Raw genomic sequence first — 18,473 nt, 5'->3', positions numbered from 1 at the left:
CCGTCAGCTGGGCTTGTGAGATCGGATGGTGCCGTAGTCCAATCCGCCGTGGCTGAAGGTCGGAATGACGGGCCACTGTCGCTTGTGGCTCGCACATTCAGACGACGGAATGATCTGCAGCCACTTCGGATCTCGTGGCGACGGCGATGCAAGGGTCTTCTCCTTGACCATCGAGTCGTACTGGTCGAGTGAATCCTCGAGTGTGTTCGAGTTCAGCACCACTTCGCGACCGTAGAACTCGGCCTGCGCGCGCACACCGGGAATTTTCGACAGTTCGGGCTGCCAGCTGTCCGGCGCCATCCCGTTCTCGGACGAAACCCACACGTCGTCAGGGGTATTCACCACGAGCGAGTGGTTGCCGTCGGTGTGGCCGGGCGTCCACAGGAGGCTGACGCCGACGCCGAGTTCCACGTCACCGTCGAACACCTCGAGCCGATCGGCGGGGACGCCGTCCATGCCGTTCTCTACGTACCACGCCCACTGCATCGGGTGCATCGACTCGAAGGTGCCGAGTTCCTTGCGGTGCACCAGCAGCTTGGCGTTGGGGAACAACGGCTTTCGCGGCTCGGTCTCGCCCTCGATGACCCGGTCGCTGCCGACGATCATTCGAACGTCCTGCACGTGCAGGTGATCGAAGCTGATGTAGTCGACGTCGTCGTTGGTCAGCCCCAATTGCTGGAGCACCTTGTCGGGATCGTTGAGGTACTTGACGAACAGCTTGTCCGCCTTCAGCTTCTTCGAGAACTCGTCGAGCTTGTGATAGAACGGCGACTCCGCCGAACCCGCTGGCACCGTTGGCTCCCAGACCAGCGTCTTCGGCTTGCCGTCGAAGCCCTCGAACTGGATCACGAACATTCGGTTGATGATCGTGATGAATGGGTTGATGCTCACGTTGTAGCCCTGGAACGCGAAACGCGACGGGTACGGTGCTGCCACGATGTCGAAGGTCTTGATCGCCGACACCTCGCCCTGGGATACGAAGCGCTCCCGGTACTTCGCGGCGGCATCGCGAACGGCCTGCAGGCGGTCACCTCGGGGCCAGACGGAGTGAACGCCGTCGAATTCCGGAATCGGGCGCACGGTCTGCGATTTCGCGGTAGTCGTGGACTTCTTCTTGGCGGGCTGGACGGTGGTCATGTGTTTCTTCCTTGCTTGTCGGACGCGATGACGCGGCTTTCGTAGTCGGCCCGCTCGCTGCTGCCTGCGGTTGCTTCGATCTGGTTGGGGATCATCTGACGCATCACGAAGTCGCGGGCCAGGCGCGGTAGCACGTTGACCAGTCGCAGTGCCGGGTCGACGTAGGACGGCAGCGTGACCTCGAACCTGGGCTTCTGAATCACCGAGACAACGGCTTTCGCCACATCCTGCGGTTGCAACAGTTTCGCCGATCCGGTCGCGGTGCCCTTCGCCAACTCGGTGTCGACAACGCCAGGCATGATCACCGACAGTTCGACACCACTGCCACGAAGTTCTGCTCGGACGCCTGTCAGATAGCCGTAGACCGCGTGTTTGGTTGCTGCGTAGGTGGATTCGCCGGGAGGCGCCAACTTCGACGCCGCCGATGCGATCGTCACGATGTGCCCATGTCCGCGCGAACGCATCGCCGGTGCCGCAAGTTTCACGCCGTTGATCACACCGTGCAGATTGACATCGAACTGTCGCCGTTGCGCGGCCTCGGGCTCCTCGTCGAACGGGCCGACCCACATGACACCGGCGTTGTTGACCAAGACGTCTACCGGACCCCACTCCTGCTCGACGGCATTCAGGAACGCGGCGAACGATTCGCGGCTGGAGACATCGAGATCGAAGCCGACGGTGGTGCCGCCGATGGCCGCCGCTGTGGTGCGAGCGCCGTCTCTGTCGCGGTCGCCGATCGCGACGCGTGCCCCCGTCGCTGCGAGGTGAGTCGCGATCTCTTTACCTATGCCCTGCGCTCCGCCTGTTACGGCGACGATGCGGCCGGTCAGTGGCTTCGACGTCACGGCGCTCCTTCCGTGTACACCTAGTGTGTCTGGTGGGAGAAGATCCCATCTGACATGACGAATTGTCAGATCCTCGACTATGCCACAAGCGTGCATCGATCGGAAAGAGGCAATGCGGAAAGAAGTAACGGAGACGAAGGCTGGACGGCGTTACTCGGGTTTGAAAGCGTCCGAGCGCACCAGCGTTCGTCGTGAGGCGCTCCTGGAAGCGGGTCTGCAGCTGTTCGGCACCGCCGGGTACCAGTCGACCTCGGTGAAACAGGTGTGCACCGAGGCCGGCCTGAGCGAACGCTACTTCTACGAGTCTTTCAAGGATCGACAGCGCCTCCTCCTCGGCGTGTACGAGGAACTCGTCGACGGCATGCGTGCAGACACTTTCGAGGCCATCGCTGCTGCTACAGGTGACGACGTCGCTGTGCGTGCGCTGGGAGCGTTCGTCGGATACCTGACCGCCGACCCGAGACGTGCACGCGTCGTTCTGATCGAAGTGATGGGGGTCGGGCCGCTGCTCGAAACGCGACGGCACGACGTTATGCGCGAGTTCGCCGACGTCATCAATGCCGTCTGGCTCGACGCCACGACCGGTGGAACGGAACGGATGCGTCAGCTGGTTGCGACCGCGTTGGTCGGGGCCGTCGCTCATCTGCTCGTCGACTGGTTGCTGGGTGGCCACGACGACACCTCCGACGAACTGGTGGCGGTGTGTGTGACGCTTGCGTACGCGGCACGTCAGCAGTTGACCGATCACGCCGTCTGAAGGGAGGGTTCCGGTGTACGACTTCTGTGTGATCGGCGGCGGGATCGTCGGGGTGGCCACGGCCGAACGAATCCTTCGGGAACGGCCTGGGTCGAGCCTGCTGTTGCTGGAGAAGGCGGACGAGCTCGCCCTGCACCAGACCGGACACAACAGCGGCGTCGTTCATTCCGGGATCTATTACCAACCCGGGAGCCTCAAAGCCGAACTGTGCCGCCGCGGTGCGCAGTCGACCAAGGAGTTCGCGGCCGAACACGGCATACCTGTCGATGTCTGCGGAAAGCTCTTGGTCGCAACGGATTCCGCCGAGCTGGCGCGGATGAACGCGCTCTACGAACGATCGAAGGTCAACCAGCTCGATGTCGAGGTGATCGACGGTGCAGAGCTGCGGCGTCGCGAACCGCACGTCACCGGCGTTGGCGCACTGGTGGTACCGAGCACCGGCATCGTCGATTACCGGCGCATCACCGACGTGCTCGCAGATCTGGTGCGCGGCAACGGTGGAACCGTAATGCTCGGTGTAGAAGTCACTGATATCTCGGAATCCGCGGACCGGGTCGTGGTGAGCGGTCCTGCCGGTTCATGGTCTGCGCGACAACTCGTCGTGTGTGCAGGACTGCAGGCGGATCGGATGGCTCGACTCGCGGGTATCGACGTCGACTTTCGCATCGTCCCGTTCCGCGGCGAGTACTACCAACTTCCGGCCGACCGCAGCAACCTGGTGTCGCAGCTGATCTACCCCATCCCTGATCCGGAGCTGCCGTTCCTCGGCGTCCACCTGAGTCCCACCATCGACGGCGATCTGACTGTGGGACCCAATGCGGTACTGGGACTTTCGCGGGAGGGCTACCGCAAGTTCAGCGTTCGAGGCAAAGACGTGCGCGACATCGCGTCGTACCCCGGCTTCTACAAGGTGGCGAGGGCGAACGTGCGCACCGGGGCGAAGGAGGTGCGGAATTCGCTCTTCAAACGCGGCTACCTTGCCGAGTGCCGAAAGTATTGTCCCGAACTGACATTGGCGGATCTGCTCCCGAAAGAAGCAGGAATCCGCGCGCAGGCGGTCCTGCGCGATGGAACTCTGGTGCACGACTTCATGATCGAGCGAACCCCGCGTTCCGTGCACGTCCTCAACGCGCCGTCGCCTGCGGCTACATCGGCGCTACCGATCGCGGAAACGATCGTCGAGAAGTTAGTTTCCACTCGATCGTGACGGTCGCGGTGCGGCACCCGCTCCGACGCGCCGATCTGTAGTAGTTTCGCAGCGTCAAGGAAGAGGTATCGCACGGCTATGGGAAACATCAAGCATTCGACTACGGTAACGGTGCCGGTCGAGGTTGCCTTCGGATACATCGACAACTACCGAAACGTTCCGTCGTGGATGTTCGGTATCTCGAGGTTCGATCCGGTGGGCGATCGCGATCAGGGTCTCGGAGCGGTGTTCGATGCTTCGATCAAGCTCGGCCCGAAGACGCTGCACATTCGCACCGAAGTCACCGAGCACGTGCCGAACGAGCGCATCGCGATGACGTCCATCAAGGGTCTGGAATCCACGGTGCTGGTGACATTGATGCCGCAGGGCTCGGCCGCCGCAGAGTTGACGATGGAGATCGGCTACAAGTTGCCGAGCGGTTTCGCGGGCAAGGCGCTGGGCACGATCATTGACGCGGTGGTCGGTCCGGGCATGCGCTACACCGAACATCACTTGGTCCGCGAGATCGAGGCATTCGGCGCAAGCGGCGCTGTCGGTAAGTCGGACTAGGGTCTGCGCCATGATCATCGTCAGCACGGACGGCTCCTGCCTACGCAATCCCGGTGGGGCGATCGGTTGGGCTTGGGTCAACCACGTCGGGCCGAGCGCCAGTGGTGGAGAACCGGTGGGCACCAACCAAATTGCCGAGCTGAAGGCGGTGCTCCAGGCCGTTCTCGCGCATCCGGGTCCGGAACCGCTGCTGATCGAAAGTGATTCGAAGTACGCCATCAGCTGTGCATCGGAATGGCTGGCCGGCTGGAAGCGCAAGGGCTGGAAGACGGCTTCCGGGTCGCCGGTGAAGAACCTGGAACTGATCAAGCGACTCGACGACGCCATCGCCGACCGGCACGGCCCGGTACGGTTCCGCTGGGTTCGCGGTCACGTCGGCAATCACTTCAACGAGATGGCAGACGTGCTGGCGGGGGAAGCGGCGCGGGCAGTGCAAGCGGTCGAAATCGAATCGGGGTCTGACAACGCCGTGCCGGACACGGTGACCGTGGCCGAGCTGCAGGAGCCGTCGGAAGCGATGACGCTTTTCTGATTTCGTGCATTTCGGAATTACCGCAGAATTGGGGGCTGTGATCCGTGCGTGCTCTCGGCAATGCTGGTTGGCATGTCAGATTTTCTACAGTTCATCAATATGACCATCTCGCAGCTATCGCAGTTGGGTTCGGGTAGCAGCAAGCCGCTTGGCGACGGCACCGTTATCACCTAGAGCCAAGTCGTGTCGGCGGGCACTGGCCGTGACGGCTAGCGGCCAGAGTGTCTGTGCCACAACGCAAATACGCTCTGCCACCCCCAATAACGATCCGCCTTGCGTCTCGATGATCAGCCAAACGAGTAGGGCAAGCAGTACTCCCGTCGCCACAGTTGTGTAGCGGACGCGGCAGGCTGCGGGCGCAGATGGATCTCGAGACATCGCGAGCAGCGGCCAGATGCCGAGGATCAGCAGGCCGGCCGCCACCGACCACACGTGCATGGCTGACGATCCGTGGACAGGCTGGCGGAACACGGCGACGGCAAGTCCGAAGACGCCGGCCAAGGCCAGGGCAATGCGCGGTGTCGGTGGCAGCACTCGCAGGCCCATCGCGGTGACGACGTGGCAGCAGGCTGTGATCACGAAACCCGCAGTCATCGCCCAGCGACTTCCGCTATCGGCTGCGAGCACACTGAGGGTTTGCGATACCGCATCGTAAGGACCGCTGTGTAGATGGTGCGCGAGCGCGCCGCCGACGATCAGGGAGGTCGGCGCACCGGCGGCTGACACGAGAGCCCAGAACGGTACTGCAGGCGAACTTGTTCGCATAGGCAAGGATAACCCTGGGTATTACACGCCTCACACAACCCGGCCCCGTTGTCAGCGGTGGTCGGTCCACCGGCCTGGTGTTCGACGATGTGATCACGATGCCGAATCGGCCCATAACCCCTCCACGTGCGCAGCATCAGTCCGATCCGCGAACAACGATTCGTCGGAAATCACCAAGTTCACCGTGATCGACGGACGAGCTACGGCAATATCTCTGTCCGGCAGTTCAATTCCGTTGCAATACGGTCGAGAACCTGCTGAAGTCCCTGCCGACTGCGACTGCGAGATCCGCGCCCTACCGTGAGGGGAACGATGACCGCGACCGGTCCGGTTGCCAGATTGAAGGTCTGCTGCACGATTCTTGTGCCGACGGCATCCGCAGACACTGTGTACCGGCCGCTCCACCACCATTGACCGCTTGCCTGAACCCAGCCGTTGGCACGATCGACTTCGTACGCCAGGCCGGCGATCGGCACCGAACTGCCGAAGTTCCTTGCAGGGCTTTCGAACAGCAGTGCGCGGACGCGGTCCGGCGAGGTGAACGCCAACCCGACGTGTTCGAACATCAGTCTGCCCGGTGTTGCGGTCATCCCACATTCTCCCTCTATCGCAACACGACTCGCTCACCGTGAACAGGCCGACCATGTCCCGGAAGTAGATGCTGAATCGGCAACTGCCGCAGTCGATCCTCCGTGCGTGCAGCGGCTACCGGATCGCTGACCTCGGCCGTGCACGATGCGCGACCACGCGCGGTGACGACCGCGTCGCCCGCAAGTAGCGTCCCGGAGTCGTTGTGCCACAGCGCAATACTGTCTTCGGTGTGGCCAGGGGTGGCGATAACGGTCCAAGAAGGTGCGCCGGGTACCGAGCCACCATCGGTCAGTGCGCCCGCCGGAAGGGGTCCGTGCCAATGCATCGGTCCGCTTGTCGCGTACCCCGCCGCTTTGGGATGCAGGGCGAGGCCCGCGACGCTGCCCAAGTCCATCGGCTGATCGAAGAACGTCCGCCAGATCCGCGCTACGTCACGCGGACCAGGGCTACGCGGCGCGCGTCCGTCGAGATAGCGAAACGTGTTCTCGGGCAGATAGATCGGAGCGTCGTGCCCTCTCGACACCTCGGGGGCACCCGCGAGATGGTCGGAATGGCCGTGCGTGGCGAGGATCGACTGCACCGAACCGGAGAGCCCGGCAAGCACGGGCGCGATGTCGTCGCACGCCGAGAGCAACCCGGCGTCGACGATGATGGGACCGTTGCCGCCGTTGTGCACCACATAGCAATTGAAGATCCACCGAGACACCCTGGTGATGCCGATGTCCGCCATGACATCGACCACCACGCTCATGGGCGGACCATTACTGCGGCTTCAGGAGCGGCGAACTCAGCTTGTCGGTCAGCCAGCGGCCGTCGACGTTGTCCATGGACATGACCATCGAAATCTGTGTCGGCTGCGGCTGATTCTGCGTGCCGAGGCTGGTGATGGTCTGTCCGACAACCACAATCGCCTCGGCATGGTCCTTGTCGCCCGACTTGATGGCGCACTGCACGTCGTTGGTGGACGTCTTGACCTGACCCTGTGTCAAGACATCCTTGAAGTCCTTACTTGTGTCGTTGAAGTCTTTCTTGAAGTCGCCTGCCGCGCCGTCGAGCACGCCTGCGAAATACTTGTCGAGATTTTGGTAGTCGTAGTTGCCGAGCACCGTTCCGTACGCGCAGGCCGCCTGGCGCGCCGACTCGTTGGCATCGAGAATCTGGTTCTTCTCGTCGTAGCGCAGATAGAAGAAGACGGCCGACGCGATCGCGGCGATCAAGAGCAGGGCACCCAGTCCGGCACCGATCAGCAACGAGACCGGCGGCAGCTGGCGTTTGGGCTTGTTCCCCTCTGCCGGCGCGGCCTCGTCGACCGGCCTGCTCTCGTCGTCTCGTGGCTTGTCCGGATCCGGGCTCACCTCGATGTATCCGCTTGTCGGAGCAGTCACTTCGGCAGACTCGCTCTCCTTCCCTGCATCGCTGCCGGGCAGGTCTTTGTCTTGTGCCATCGGTTACGTCTCAGACTTCCTCGGCGCGAAACGCCGCATAGCGAACATGTCTCTATTTCTGCGAGCTTTACGCCCAGCAGCCGACCCTAGCGGGGCGGGACGATGTTGGTCATCTCGTTGCCGGTCACACCGGGCGGTGGGCCGCTGGTGTTGTCCGGACCCGGCGGCCGCGGCGCGTTGGCCGCACCACGAATCTGCAGCGCCGGATTCTTGGTCACGCAGTAGTTGTATTTGCGTACCTGATCTGAGCCGATCTTCGCCGGCGACACCGGGATGGTGTCGTACTGACAGGTTGGTCGGGGGAAGATGTCGAGCATGGTGTGGAACTCGCCGTCGTGGGCCGGAATCCCCAGTGCGGCACCGCCATCACGCAAAGATGGGAACAACACGCTCAACGCCGAGCTGCGGAGCTTGGCCGCCTTGGTGATCGCGACGAAGTTCGTGATCACGTTGGTGATGGGATCGGTGGTGTCCGCTATGACGCCACCGATCGATGCCAACTGACCCGGACCGACGTCGAGCAGCGTGCGCAGCTCTTTGTCGGCTGCGGTCGTCTGGTCGAACAGAATGCCCGCATTGTTGGTGAGCGTGCCGAGATCCGGCTGAATCTGTGTGGTGGTGCCGACGACGGTACGCAGGTTGTCGATCAGCGCCGTCGTCTGCGGCAACACCTGGTCCATGCTCGCCAGCAGCACGGTGCCGCTGTCGACGATGCTGCGCAAACTGTCCGGACCACCACCGAGCGCTTTGTACAACTCGGTGAGGATGTTGTTGACCTTGTTCGGATCGATCTGATCGAGCAGGGCGCTCATGTCGTCGACCAGGTTCGAGATCGGGGTCGGCGTCTTGACGTCCTTTGCGTCGATCACCGAGCCGTTCTCCAGGAACGGGCCCTGATCGGTAGTCGGGCGAAAGTCGATGTACTGCTCGCCGGCAGCCGAAAGAGCCTGCACCGCAACCTGAACGCCCATCGGAATCTTGGACCGCGAGTCGATCTGCGCTGTAGCCGCGACGCCCATCTCGGTGATCTTGATAGCCGTCACCTTGCCGACGCGCAGGCCGCGATAAGTCACATCGTTGTTCTGCAGCAGACCGCCGGAGCGGTCCATGTTCACCGTCACGTCGTAGTGGTCGTGCAACGGGTTGATCCGCATGATGTCGACCATCAAGTACGTTGCGCCGAGCAGCAGAATCAGCACGAGGCCGGTGTTGGACAGCAGCACCTTGCGCTTCAGCAACCCCCTCATCGGGTACCTCCGGTGACTCGCGCCTGGAGGCGTTGCAACACTTCGGCGAGGCTGCCGACGAAGGCATTGACGTCGGACCCATTGGGTAGGTGGCTGCCGGACGGGTCGCCGATCGCGAGATAGGAGAGAGTGGCGCTGACGGCAAGCGAGTTGCCTCGAAGCGTTGCGAGCACCCCAGGCGACAGGTTGTGGAGCGCGTCCAACGTGCCGCCCAGGTTGTCCCCGGCCTGGGTGAGGCTGCCCATTAGTGTGGAGACGTTGTCCAGCATCCCCTGGAGTTCGCCCGACGACGTGTCGGCGAAGTCGCCGAGCGCCGCGCTGGCCGTCGAGATCTTGCCGAGCACATCGCCGATGGCACGGTTGTTCTCGGCGAGGGTGCCGATCATCGGCGGCAACGAATCTGCGACCTGCCCCAGCTCCGCATGCCGTTGGTTGAGCGTAGCCGTGACGGTGTCGAATTGTTTGAGCACGCCGTCGATCTCGGCGGTGCGCTGATTGAGACTGCCGATGGTGTTGGTCAGCTCGACCACCAGATGGCCGAGCTGTGGTCCGCGCCCCGCTACCGCGGAGTCGAGTTCGGTCACGATGCGCGAGAGCTGATTGAGGCCGCCGCCGTTGACCAACATCGAGACCGACACCAGGATGTCCTCGACCGTTGCACCAGCCGATGTCTTGTCGAGTCCAAGCGTTGCACCGTCTTTCAGCAGCGCGACACCCGGCGTCTTCGGTGGCATCGACATCGCGACGAAGACGTCACCGAGCGGAGTTGCCTGGCGTAGTTCGGCTGTTGTGCCCTCGGGTAACTCGACGTCCTTGCGAATATCCATCGAGACATCGGCCTGGAAGTTCTCGGTGGTGATGTCGGTGACCATGCCCACGTCGGAGCCACCGATCTTCACCTTGGCTTGCGCGGGCAAGTTCAGGGCGTTCTCGAAAACCGCATGCAGTTTGTAGCTTTCGCCCTGCACGCTCGGTTTGGGTAGCGGCAGCTTGTCCACGGTGACGCTGCAGCCGGATGCCGTGGCGACCACTGCCGCCGCGACGAGCGCGATCCCGACCTTCGCCTTGTTCGTCGTCATTTCGACATCCCCAGCAACGCAGCGGTGAGCCCGAAGTCCGGGCCGAAGTCTTCGAGTTTTCCAGTTCGGCAGCCATTGACGCGCATCTGGATTCGCTCGCAGAACAGGTTCAGTAACTCGCCATCGAATACCGCTTTGTCGGTAAGAATGTGCAGGCGAATGTTGCCTGTCTCCGGACTCATGGCGTTGTCGATGTTTTGAAATGTCAGCGGCAGCAGGTCGACCGATTCTGTGAGATTTCGGGCATTCTTCCGCAGCATGTTGGTGGTGTCGGTCAGTCGCGTCATCGCGCCGCCCAACTGCCCGCGATTCTGCTCGAGTACTGCGCTCGTATTGCCGAGGAAATCGTTGAGCTGGGTCATCACGGCCTGCAGGCCCGGCGCCTGATCGGCCAGGATCTGGGTGAGATTGGTTATGCCGGAACTGAATTGGCGCACAGTCTGGTCGTTGTCGGCGATCATCTGGGTCAGCTCGTTGGCCTTGACGATCGCGTTGGAGATGGCGTCCTTGTTGTCGACGCCCAATTTCAAGGCGCTCGACAGCGCGTCGAGAGTGTTCCTGATCTTGTCGCCGTTGCCGCTCAGTGCGCTGTCGAACGCGTTGATCTGCCCCGACAACGGGCCGCCGGCCTTGCCGTTGCCCTTGAGCGCATCCGACGCGGAGTCGAGCGCAGAGATGACGCGGTCCAGCTCGACGGGTGTTCTGGTGCGGTCCAACGGAATATGGTCGCCGTCGGCCAGCGTCGGACCGTTGCCGCGGTACACCGGAGTGAGCTCGAGGTGTCGGTCGGTCACCACCGACGGCGACACGGACGCGGCTATCGCATCCGCAGGCACCTTGGTATCCGCGGATATCGACATCTCGACCTCGACGACGGTGCCCTTCGGCGTGATCTTGTCGACCTTGCCGATCGGCATCCCGAGCACCGAAACATCGTTGCCCACGTACATTCCGGCGATGTTCTCGAAGTCTGCTGTCACATGGAGCTTGTCTGCAAGTGGGTTCGACGCGACCGAGCAGCTCGCCGCGATTGTCGCGATGACGCCGATCAGCGCCAGCCTCCCTGCCCGCGCGAGCCTCATCCTGCGCACCCCTCGATCACGTTCGCCTTGCACAGCCAGTTGTCCGGGAACAGCCACGGCACGTTGACGTCGCCATAGTTTCCGTTGCCGAACACGTTCGACAATTGACGCAGTGTCACCGGCATGATCTGGAGCAGGTTGTCCAGTTGCGTGGTGTTCTTCTGCAAGCCCTGCGACATGGTGTCGAGCTGCTGGATCAGCGGCCCCAGCTGACCGTTGTTGTTCGCACCGATGTCTTGCAGCTGCTTGGACAGCGTTCCGACATTGTCGAGGAGTTGGCGCAGCATCTGCTGGCGTTCGAAGATGCGGTTGCCGATGGCCTGGCCGTTCGCGATGATCAGCAGCAGGTTGTTGCGGTTGTCCGACAGCAATTGCGTGGTGTGATCGAGGTTCTTCAGCAGCGAATCCACCTGGGTACGCCGATCGTTGATGATCTTGGCCAACGAACCGACGCTGTCGAGTGCCTGCCCGGTCAGCTTCGGCGAATCACCCAGCTGGTCGTTGAGCAGGTCCAGCGATTTCGCCAGCTTCTTGGTATCGATCGCCTCCAGCAGCGGCGTTCCGGTTTCGACCGTCTTGGCCAAGTCGTAGGGGACCGTCGAGTTCGAAATCGGAATCCGATTGCCGGGGAGACCACTGCCGTCACCGGGTTTGAGCTCGATGTAGTGGGCACCCAGGATGGTGGACATCTTGATGGTCGCGTGCGCGTCCGGTCCGAGGTGGACGTTCTTCTTAACGCCGAGTGTCGCAAGCACATGGTCGCCCTCGAGCTTGGTCGACTTGATGCTGCCGACCGGAATGCCCGCAACGCGAACCTCGTCGCCGGGCCGCATTCCTGCCGCCTGCACGAACTCGACATCGACGTTGTTCTCCCCGAACCCGATCGCCTTGTACAGCGTGGAGCCCACCAGTAGCGCTCCGATGAGCACGACGCCGAGCACCCCGAGCCAGAAGAACCGTTGGCCTGCGAAGTTGGGCCTGCGGATCCTGGCCTTCTTCGTAGTCTTCACCATCAGCGGCACACCTCCGAATGTGCGTTGCCGAGAACGGCATTGCCGATCGCAGGGAAGACGCCACGAGGCAGCAGCACGCCCCACAGCGAGACGTCGAGTGCACAGATGTACGCATTCGCGTAAGCACCCTCACCGGTGAATCGCGCGAGATCGGTCAGGAGTGGGGTGACCTCGTTCGCTGTCCGATCGAGCTGCGCACCGTGATTGATCAGCATGGTCAATGCGTCGCTGCTGGTCATCGACGCATTCTGGATCGCAGGTTTGATCGGCGCGACCATGTCGACCAGCGATGTGGTCGCGGACGCAACCTGCTCGGTGGACGCCAGCAGCGACTTGCCCTGGTCGTACAACCCGCCGACCAACGTCTTGGTCTGCGCGATAAGCGAATCCAGTTGATCGCTGCGATTGGCCAGGCCGGTCAGCACGCCGCTGAGGTTGGTGATCACGTCGCCGATGATCGCGTCACGCTGGGAGAACGTTGCGGCGAGCGCAGCGGCCTGGGTGATGAAAGAACCGAGCGAAACCCCATCGCCCTGCAACGCCTGCACCAGCGTTTCGGACAGGTCGTTGATCTGCTCGGGTCGGAGCACGCTGAACAACGGCTCGAAGCCGCCGAGCAACACGGAGATGTCGAACGACGGTTCGGTCTGTTCGATCGGAATGCTGCCACCGGCAGGCAGCGGCGCTGCGTCACCCGCCCCGGGCGCCAGCGCGACATAGCGTTGACCGATCAGGTTCTGGTAGCGCACAAGGGCTTTGGTGTTCGCATAGAGGTGCTGGTTGGATTGAACGATGAAGTCGACCTTGGCGTTGTTCTTGCCGTCGAGTTCGATGTCGTTGATGCGCCCGACGCGCACTCCCGCCATGCGAACGTCGTCGCCCACCTTCAAGCCGGACACATCCGAGAACGTAGCGCCGTAATTGCTGGTGTCGCCGTCGACCGAGCGTTGCAGGGTCGACCAGATGACCCAGGTGACCAGGATGGCCAGGATGGCGAACAGGCTGAAACCGATCAGTGGCTTGCGAATGCTCACTGGCCGTCACCGCCTACCGGCGTTGCCGTCAGCGTGGTGCCCTGGAAGGCGTTGCCGAGCAACAGCATTTCCATTGCCGTCGGCTGGCGGCCCGTGTACGCGCTGACCGCCGCGGGTCCGCGGTAGCTCGCCGGTCGGACGAGGCCCGGATCGGCGGGTGTCGGTGCGGACGCGGGCTTCGGTCCGGTCAGACCCGGAATGGCGGGCAGCCCGGGCAGAGTCGGCAAAGTAGGCAACGGCAAAGTGGGCAGGATGGGTGCCGGTCCGGCACTGGCGAGGCGGCCGGGGGCCAGCGACGGCGGTAGCGTCCCGGGGTCGGCGACCGAGGGTGCTGTTGCGCAACTCGGGCCTGCCATCGACCCGTAGCGCGGGCAGTCCGCGACCGTGTACGGATCGAACGGAGTGAACCCTACCGTCACGTTCCACACCATCTGGTTCGATGGTCCGTAGTGGAACACGGTGGTCAACTTGTTGAGCGAATCGCTCAGTGCAGCAAAGGTTCCCGGTATCGCGCTGGGTTCGGACGTCAATGAGCCGAACGTATTGTTCAGTCCCGCAACCAATGCCTTGCCCTGATCGGGGTTGTGGGCGAACAGGTTGTCGACGGTGTCGACGGTGCCACTGCCCGACGAAAGCAGGCTGACCAGCTGGCTGCGTTTCTCGGCGATGGTGCGTGCGGTGGTCAGCGAAGAGTCGAGCACGGTGATGAGCTGCGGCATCGACTGGTTGATGCCCGCGACGGCGTCGTTCCAGTTCTGCAGGTCCTGCCGCAGATCGGGGATCGACTGGTCGACTTGGGTGACCCAGCGGTCCAGTCGTTCGATCGAAAGTCCGATGTCGCGACCGTTGCCGTTGAGAGCGTCGGCCATGGTGCCGAGCACCTGCCCCAGCTTCACCGGCTCGACCTTGCCGAGGATGTCGCGCAGGCTCGTGAGGGTGGTCTGCAGCGCGATCGTTTCTTTGCTCTTGTCCTCTTCGACCTCGTCACCTTCGTGCAGCGGTGCGGCAGGACCGTTGTCGATGAACTCCACCGAGGTGACGGCGAAAATGTTGGACGGTACGACGCGCGCGGTGACGGTCGACGGAATGGAGTCGACGTATTCCGGCTTCAATTCGATGTCGACGCGCTGGCTTTCACCTTTGGCGGCGACCGAGACGTCGTGAACAGTGCCGACGAGGACGCCGCGGTACTTCACGTCGGCGTTGGCAGGAAGGCCGTCGCCGGTGGTGGTGAGGTTGGCGGCGACCTTCACCTTGTCCTTGAAGACACCCTGGTAGCGCAGCATCAACAGGGTGATGGTCAGGATCGCGATGAGCAGCAGAACGATGCCGGCCACCACGAGTTGGCGCATCGTCGGACCGCGTCCGCTGGGGTCGATGATCATGTGCGCCCTCAGCCCGAAATCCGGATACCGGGGTCGACGCCCCAGATCGCGAGGGTCATGAACAGGTTCGCGAAGACGACGATGATGATGCACATCTTGATCGCGCGGCCCGCCGCGACGCCGACGCCCTCCGGACCGCCCGCGGCGAAGAACCCGTAGTAGCACTGGATGAACGTCGTCAGCATCACGAAGATCACCGCCTTGAGGATCGAATAGAGCACGTCCTTGCTGACGATGAATTGGTAGAAGTAGTGCATGTAGGTGCCGCTCGATTGGCCGCCGATGAAACCGACCGTGACCTTGCAGGACAGGTAGGCCATCCCCAATCCGAGTACGTAGAGCGGGACGATCGCGACGACTGCGGCTAAGATTCGCGTGCTCACCAGATAGGGCAACGGCCGGATCGCCACCGACTCGAGTGCATCGATCTCCTCCGCGATGCGCATCGAACCGAGTTGTGCCGTGAAGCGGCAACCCGCCTGCGCGGCGAAGGCGAGAGCGGCGAGCAACGGTCCGATCTCGCGGGTGGTCGCGAAGGCGGACAGCGCGCCGGTGAGCGGGCCCATGCCGAGCAGGTTGAGCGAGGTGTAGCCCTCCATGCCGACGGTCATACCGCCGAATGCGCTGAGCAACAAGATCACGCCGATGGTGCCGCCGCCGACCACCAGCGCGCCGTTACCCCAGGTGACATCCGAAAGCAGACGCCAGACTTCCTTGCGATAGTGCTTGAGCGCCAACGGGATTGCGGCGACGGCTCGGATGAAGAAGTACAGCTGGTGGCCCATCCGGGCGAGCAGGGCGACGGGCCCATTCGCGAGGCCACGCATCGCATAGAGCGGTCGCAGCAGCGGTGGCACATAGGTCGTCGTGACAGCCATCAGACCACCTTCGCCGGGAAAAGTGTGTTGTAGAGCTGCGTCATGATCACATTGACCGCGAACAACAGGATCACCGAGTTCACCACCGCCGAGTTCACCGAGTTGGCGACACCGCCAGGGCCGCCGCGGGTGTTCAATCCGGTGTCGCAGGCGATGATCGCGACGAGCAGACCGAAGATGACGGACTTGATCAGTGCGAGTACCAGATCGCCCGATACGGCGAACGAAGCGAACGTGCTGGTGTACGAACCCGGCGTGCCGGCCTGCGCGAAAACGTTGAACATGTAGCCGGTGAGGAACCCCACGAAGCAGACGAAGCCGCACAGCAACACGCTGACCAACATCGCGGCCGCGAGTCGGGGAGCGACGAGCCTGCGCATGGGATCGACGCCCATCACCTTCATGGCGTCGATCTCTTCACGAATCGTCCGCGATCCCAGGTCTGCGCAGATCGCCGAACCGACCGCGCCTGCGATCAGCAACGACGTCACAAGCGGTGCGCCCTGCCTGATGATTCCGAGGCCGTTGGCCGCTCCCGCGAACGACGACGCACCCACTTGGCCGGCGATGGAACCGACTTGAATCGAGACGATCACGCCGATGGGAACGGACACCAACAAGGTGGGCGCGACGGCGGTCGATGCCATGAAGCCGCACTGTTTGATGAACTCGTTGAAGGGGAACTTACCCTTGAAAATGTCGACGAACAGCTCGGCGATCGCCTGAATGCCCATGGTGATCTGTCGACCGAAGGTCTCCAGTGACCGCCGAGGGTGATCCCGCCAGTACCCTGCGGCCCACTGCATTGCGGCGCTGAACTGCGATTTCTTCGCGGATGCGCTCGCCGTCGACTGCACGTGGATCCCGCCCTCCTCGACGAACGTCGCCTGTCGATGCCCAGGCGAAAGGCTCAGCGGGACCTTACCGTGAAGTAAGTCACTCGCGACCGTCCAATGTGAGTTGGATCATAGACATAAGGGATGGCGGTGCTGGACTTGTTCGCAATTATTCGAGGGATCAGGCGGATTCGTCCGAGCTACCGACCTTTGGTTGCTTTGCCCGCCGCAAAACATGCGCCCGGATCTTGTTGAACCCGCGAACTCTGACGGCTCGTAGGTGTTTGAAGCGATACGCCGAACTCGGTTCGAGAATCTCGGCAAGTCGAGAATCGAGCAGGATCGTTCCTGGGGCAGCGATGCCGGTCAATCGGGCCGCAATGTTGACCACGGATCCGTACAGATCGCCGAAGCGTTGCAACACCGGTCCGGTGGCCATACCGATCCGCAGCTGGGGCGTCAGCTCCGCCGCCGCTGTCGACTCCTGCAGCTCCAAGGCGATCTCCGCCGCTGCGCCGGGGTCTTCGACGGCGAACATGACCTCGTCGCCGACGTTCTTGACGACCCATCCGCCGTGTCGGGAAATGATGTCGGTTGCGTTGGACTCGAAGGCTTCCAGTAGGTCGGTCAGCTCGGTCGCGTCCAGGCTGCGCGTCAAGCTGGTGTAGCCCACCATGTCCGCAAACCCGACAATCAAGGTTCGCCGGTCCGGATTCGGTTCTTTACCTGCGAACGTTCGACTTGCCGATGCCGCGAGGTGACGGCGCCACACGTAGTTCTGCAGTTCCTCGAGGACGGGAACAGTGCGCCGCGAGACCGATTCGGTCAATTCGCGTATGTCTTCCGCTGTGGACACCGGACGTTTCGCCGACACGATGCCGTCGATGATGCTCTTGCTGATGACGTCCACCTGCCACTCCGCGAGGCGGGCCATGGTCTGGCCGACGGTCCGGGCGACAGCGACCTGGGACTCGGAATCGATCAGTCCGTCTTCGACCAACCCCTTGACGAGGTTCAGCGCGCGGATATCGGCGTCGGAGAACATCTTCGCAGTCGGGTCCGGGTTCACCGGGAACCCCAGTGATATCCACAGCCGTCGAACCTGTTCGAGCGGCAGGCCGACGATCTCGACCACTTCGTCGCGGTCGTACTGGATCTGGCCGAGTAGGTACGGCTCTACCTCTTGCGCCGCGATCGACCACCATTGCGGTGGCGGCGTGGTCGGCGAATCCGGCCGTTCTGGCGAATCGTCGGAGTCGGATCGAGTGGTGTCCACGGTCCTCCCATGTCGCAATCTCGAGCAGCGCTGCTTCTACCAGTACAGCACGACCGGATCGGACGTTTACCCGCGCGAGAAGTTGTCGGCGGGCTGTGCCACAGTGTCCGCGAACACCGTCTACGACGAGAGGACCTGTGATGCCGCCGCGGGCTGGAACTGCAACCGATTCGGGGCTCTCATCGGAGCATCTTGTGACGCTCTCGCAAGCGATCGCCGAAGGTAAGCGCGCCACCGTCTATCTGCGTGAGGCAACGCCGAGTCTCAACCTGCCGCCCGGTGCGTCCGCGCGCGTCGTGCGAGTCGAGGGCAACACGGTCACGCTGCGTCCGCGTGGGGTGGACGACGAGTTGCCTTTCGAGGCAGAGGAATTGCGGATCACACGGGCAGAGGCGAAGCCGGCGGTCGCTCAGAAACGGGCGCCGCGGGTCGCCAAGGCTGCACCTCCCGTCGCGGCGATTCCGGTCGCAGTCGCCGCTGCGATTTCGGAGCCCGCGCCACCGAAGGCCCCGACTCGGGCGCCGAAGCGAGTGCAAGACGGGATAAGCGTGACGATTCAGGCAGGTGTCGACGACGACTGGACAGTCGCCGTCGCCTACGGCGGTAAACCCCGCGGCAAGCCTGCATCGGTGTCGGCAGATGCGGTGGGCAGGGCGGTTGCCGAATTGGGAGATCCGACGGCGCAGCAGGCGGTGGACGCTGTGCTGCTTGCTGCGCGTCAAACAGCCGCGAAGCGAGTTGCCGAACTCAGCAAACAACTGGATGCGGCTCGAAACGCGCTGGCAGCGCTGGGTGCACCGGAGTCCTGAGTTTGC

At 62.9% G+C, this 18,473-nt stretch carries 21 protein-coding genes; 5 read left to right on the top strand and 16 right to left on the bottom strand.

All coding sequences use genetic code 11. The features are described from left to right. Positions 1-3: 3 nt before the first annotated feature. Both FOY51_RS22690 and FOY51_RS22685 read right to left on the bottom strand, forming a co-directional pair. On the bottom strand, positions 4-1,137 hold the full coding sequence (locus FOY51_RS22690) for an MBL fold metallo-hydrolase (protein ID WP_149432547.1): 1,134 nt from the start codon (positions 1,135-1,137) through the stop codon (positions 4-6). Beyond that, positions 1,134-1,982, bottom strand: coding sequence for an SDR family oxidoreductase (locus FOY51_RS22685; protein WP_235916656.1), 849 nt, complete (start codon positions 1,980-1,982; stop codon positions 1,134-1,136). The genes FOY51_RS22690 and FOY51_RS22685 overlap by 4 nt, the downstream gene beginning before the upstream one ends. Positions 1,983-2,094: 112 nt before the next feature. Between FOY51_RS22685 and FOY51_RS22680 the strand changes: the two genes are divergently transcribed. The 4 genes from FOY51_RS22680 to FOY51_RS22665 all read left to right on the top strand — a co-directional run bounded on the left by FOY51_RS22680 (position 2,095) and on the right by FOY51_RS22665 (position 5,027). Next, complete coding sequence (locus FOY51_RS22680; RefSeq protein ID WP_149432545.1) at positions 2,095-2,739, top strand: TetR/AcrR family transcriptional regulator; 645 nt, start codon at positions 2,095-2,097, stop codon at positions 2,737-2,739. 13 nt (positions 2,740-2,752) lie between these two features. Beyond that, complete coding sequence (lhgD, locus tag FOY51_RS22675; RefSeq protein ID WP_149432544.1) at positions 2,753-3,946, top strand: L-2-hydroxyglutarate dehydrogenase; 1,194 nt, start codon at positions 2,753-2,755, stop codon at positions 3,944-3,946. Between the two features lie 78 nt (positions 3,947-4,024). After that, on the top strand, positions 4,025-4,495 hold the full coding sequence (locus tag FOY51_RS22670) for an SRPBCC family protein (protein WP_149432543.1): 471 nt from the start codon (positions 4,025-4,027) through the stop codon (positions 4,493-4,495). A 10-nt stretch (positions 4,496-4,505) separates the two neighbouring features. Beyond that, entirely contained in the window at positions 4,506-5,027 is a 522-nt protein-coding gene (locus FOY51_RS22665; RefSeq protein WP_149432542.1) for a ribonuclease H family protein, read from the top strand. A gap of 114 nt (positions 5,028-5,141) precedes the next feature. On the opposite strand, the gene FOY51_RS22660 is transcribed toward FOY51_RS22665, so the two are convergent. From FOY51_RS22660 to FOY51_RS22595, 14 genes are all read right to left on the bottom strand, one after another. After that, complete coding sequence (locus tag FOY51_RS22660) at positions 5,142-5,753, bottom strand: DUF998 domain-containing protein (RefSeq protein ID WP_187776433.1); 612 nt, start codon at positions 5,751-5,753, stop codon at positions 5,142-5,144. Next, entirely contained in the window at positions 5,723-5,929 is a 207-nt protein-coding gene (locus tag FOY51_RS28145) for an HNH endonuclease (protein WP_149432540.1), read from the bottom strand. The genes FOY51_RS22660 and FOY51_RS28145 overlap by 31 nt, the downstream gene beginning before the upstream one ends. Positions 5,930-5,992: 63 nt before the next feature. Next, the gene (locus FOY51_RS22650) at positions 5,993-6,382 is read right to left on the bottom strand and encodes a hypothetical protein (protein WP_149432539.1); all 390 of its coding nucleotides are present in this window, start codon (positions 6,380-6,382) and stop codon (positions 5,993-5,995) included. A 14-nt stretch (positions 6,383-6,396) separates the two neighbouring features. After that, positions 6,397-7,134 (bottom strand): MBL fold metallo-hydrolase, encoded by a 738-nt coding sequence (locus tag FOY51_RS22645; RefSeq protein ID WP_149432538.1) that lies wholly within the window; start codon positions 7,132-7,134, stop codon positions 6,397-6,399. A 10-nt stretch (positions 7,135-7,144) separates the two neighbouring features. Next, entirely contained in the window at positions 7,145-7,768 is a 624-nt protein-coding gene (locus FOY51_RS22640) for an Rv1363c family protein (RefSeq protein ID WP_149432537.1), read from the bottom strand. A 146-nt stretch (positions 7,769-7,914) separates the two neighbouring features. Beyond that, positions 7,915-9,075, bottom strand: coding sequence for an MlaD family protein (locus tag FOY51_RS22635; protein WP_149432536.1), 1,161 nt, complete (start codon positions 9,073-9,075; stop codon positions 7,915-7,917). Next, complete coding sequence (locus FOY51_RS22630; protein ID WP_149432535.1) at positions 9,072-10,154, bottom strand: MCE family protein; 1,083 nt, start codon at positions 10,152-10,154, stop codon at positions 9,072-9,074. Before FOY51_RS22630 ends, FOY51_RS22635 begins: the two co-directional genes overlap by 4 nt. Beyond that, a complete protein-coding gene (locus tag FOY51_RS22625) occupies positions 10,151-11,236 on the bottom strand; it encodes an MCE family protein (RefSeq protein WP_149432534.1) in 1,086 nt (361 codons plus the stop codon). The genes FOY51_RS22630 and FOY51_RS22625 overlap by 4 nt, the downstream gene beginning before the upstream one ends. Next, on the bottom strand, positions 11,233-12,249 hold the full coding sequence (locus tag FOY51_RS22620; protein ID WP_149432533.1) for an MCE family protein: 1,017 nt from the start codon (positions 12,247-12,249) through the stop codon (positions 11,233-11,235). Before FOY51_RS22620 ends, FOY51_RS22625 begins: the two co-directional genes overlap by 4 nt. Beyond that, entirely contained in the window at positions 12,249-13,283 is a 1,035-nt protein-coding gene (locus FOY51_RS22615) for an MCE family protein (RefSeq protein WP_149432532.1), read from the bottom strand. The genes FOY51_RS22620 and FOY51_RS22615 overlap by 1 nt, the downstream gene beginning before the upstream one ends. After that, a complete protein-coding gene (locus FOY51_RS22610; RefSeq protein WP_149432531.1) occupies positions 13,280-14,668 on the bottom strand; it encodes an MlaD family protein in 1,389 nt (462 codons plus the stop codon). Before FOY51_RS22610 ends, FOY51_RS22615 begins: the two co-directional genes overlap by 4 nt. Positions 14,669-14,676: 8 nt before the next feature. After that, a complete protein-coding gene (locus FOY51_RS22605; RefSeq protein ID WP_149432530.1) occupies positions 14,677-15,546 on the bottom strand; it encodes an ABC transporter permease in 870 nt (289 codons plus the stop codon). Next, positions 15,546-16,352, bottom strand: a complete 807-nt coding sequence (locus FOY51_RS22600; RefSeq protein WP_149432604.1) for an MlaE family ABC transporter permease — start codon at positions 16,350-16,352, stop codon at positions 15,546-15,548. Before FOY51_RS22600 ends, FOY51_RS22605 begins: the two co-directional genes overlap by 1 nt. Positions 16,353-16,563: 211 nt before the next feature. Next, positions 16,564-17,658 (bottom strand): adenylate/guanylate cyclase domain-containing protein, encoded by a 1,095-nt coding sequence (locus FOY51_RS22595; RefSeq protein WP_149432529.1) that lies wholly within the window; start codon positions 17,656-17,658, stop codon positions 16,564-16,566. Positions 17,659-17,798: 140 nt separating this feature from the next. On the opposite strand from FOY51_RS22595, the gene FOY51_RS22590 reads away from it, so the two are divergent. Continuing rightward, positions 17,799-18,467, top strand: a complete 669-nt coding sequence (locus FOY51_RS22590; RefSeq protein WP_149432528.1) for a DUF6319 family protein — start codon at positions 17,799-17,801, stop codon at positions 18,465-18,467. Positions 18,468-18,473 lie beyond the last annotated feature (6 nt).

It is taken from the genome of Antrihabitans cavernicola, assembly GCF_008297975.1.
GTDB lineage: Bacteria > Actinomycetota > Actinomycetes > Mycobacteriales > Mycobacteriaceae > Antrihabitans > Antrihabitans cavernicola.
The sequence above is the reverse complement of the archived record's forward strand: the minus strand, read 5'-3'. Positions and strand labels throughout refer to the sequence as shown.

What these genes read in the sequence shown, in the direction of transcription:
- FOY51_RS22645 (WP_149432538.1), bottom strand. Translation starts at nt 7,134, where the DNA reads ATGAGCGTGGTGGTCGATGTCATGGCGGACATCGGCATCACCAGGGTG.
- FOY51_RS22630 (WP_149432535.1), bottom strand. Translation starts at nt 10,154, where the DNA reads ATGACGACGAACAAGGCGAAGGTCGGGATCGCGCTCGTCGCGGCGGCA.
- FOY51_RS22605 (WP_149432530.1), bottom strand. Translation starts at nt 15,546, where the DNA reads ATGGCTGTCACGACGACCTATGTGCCACCGCTGCTGCGACCGCTCTAT.
- FOY51_RS22625 (WP_149432534.1), bottom strand. Translation starts at nt 11,236, where the DNA reads ATGAGGCTCGCGCGGGCAGGGAGGCTGGCGCTGATCGGCGTCATCGCG.
- FOY51_RS22620 (WP_149432533.1), bottom strand. Translation starts at nt 12,249, where the DNA reads ATGGTGAAGACTACGAAGAAGGCCAGGATCCGCAGGCCCAACTTCGCA.
- FOY51_RS22610 (WP_149432531.1), bottom strand. Translation starts at nt 14,668, where the DNA reads ATGATCATCGACCCCAGCGGACGCGGTCCGACGATGCGCCAACTCGTG.
- FOY51_RS22590 (WP_149432528.1), top strand. Translation starts at nt 17,799, where the DNA reads ATGCCGCCGCGGGCTGGAACTGCAACCGATTCGGGGCTCTCATCGGAG.
- FOY51_RS22600 (WP_149432604.1), bottom strand. Translation starts at nt 16,352, where the DNA reads ATGCAGTGGGCCGCAGGGTACTGGCGGGATCACCCTCGGCGGTCACTG.
- FOY51_RS22635 (WP_149432536.1), bottom strand. Translation starts at nt 9,075, where the DNA reads ATGAGGGGGTTGCTGAAGCGCAAGGTGCTGCTGTCCAACACCGGCCTC.
- FOY51_RS22680 (WP_149432545.1), top strand. Translation starts at nt 2,095, where the DNA reads ATGCGGAAAGAAGTAACGGAGACGAAGGCTGGACGGCGTTACTCGGGT.
- FOY51_RS22690 (WP_149432547.1), bottom strand. Translation starts at nt 1,137, where the DNA reads ATGACCACCGTCCAGCCCGCCAAGAAGAAGTCCACGACTACCGCGAAA.
- FOY51_RS22665 (WP_149432542.1), top strand. Translation starts at nt 4,506, where the DNA reads ATGATCATCGTCAGCACGGACGGCTCCTGCCTACGCAATCCCGGTGGG.
- FOY51_RS22670 (WP_149432543.1), top strand. Translation starts at nt 4,025, where the DNA reads ATGGGAAACATCAAGCATTCGACTACGGTAACGGTGCCGGTCGAGGTT.
- FOY51_RS22650 (WP_149432539.1), bottom strand. Translation starts at nt 6,382, where the DNA reads ATGACCGCAACACCGGGCAGACTGATGTTCGAACACGTCGGGTTGGCG.
- FOY51_RS28145 (WP_149432540.1), bottom strand. Translation starts at nt 5,929, where the DNA reads ATGCTGCGCACGTGGAGGGGTTATGGGCCGATTCGGCATCGTGATCAC.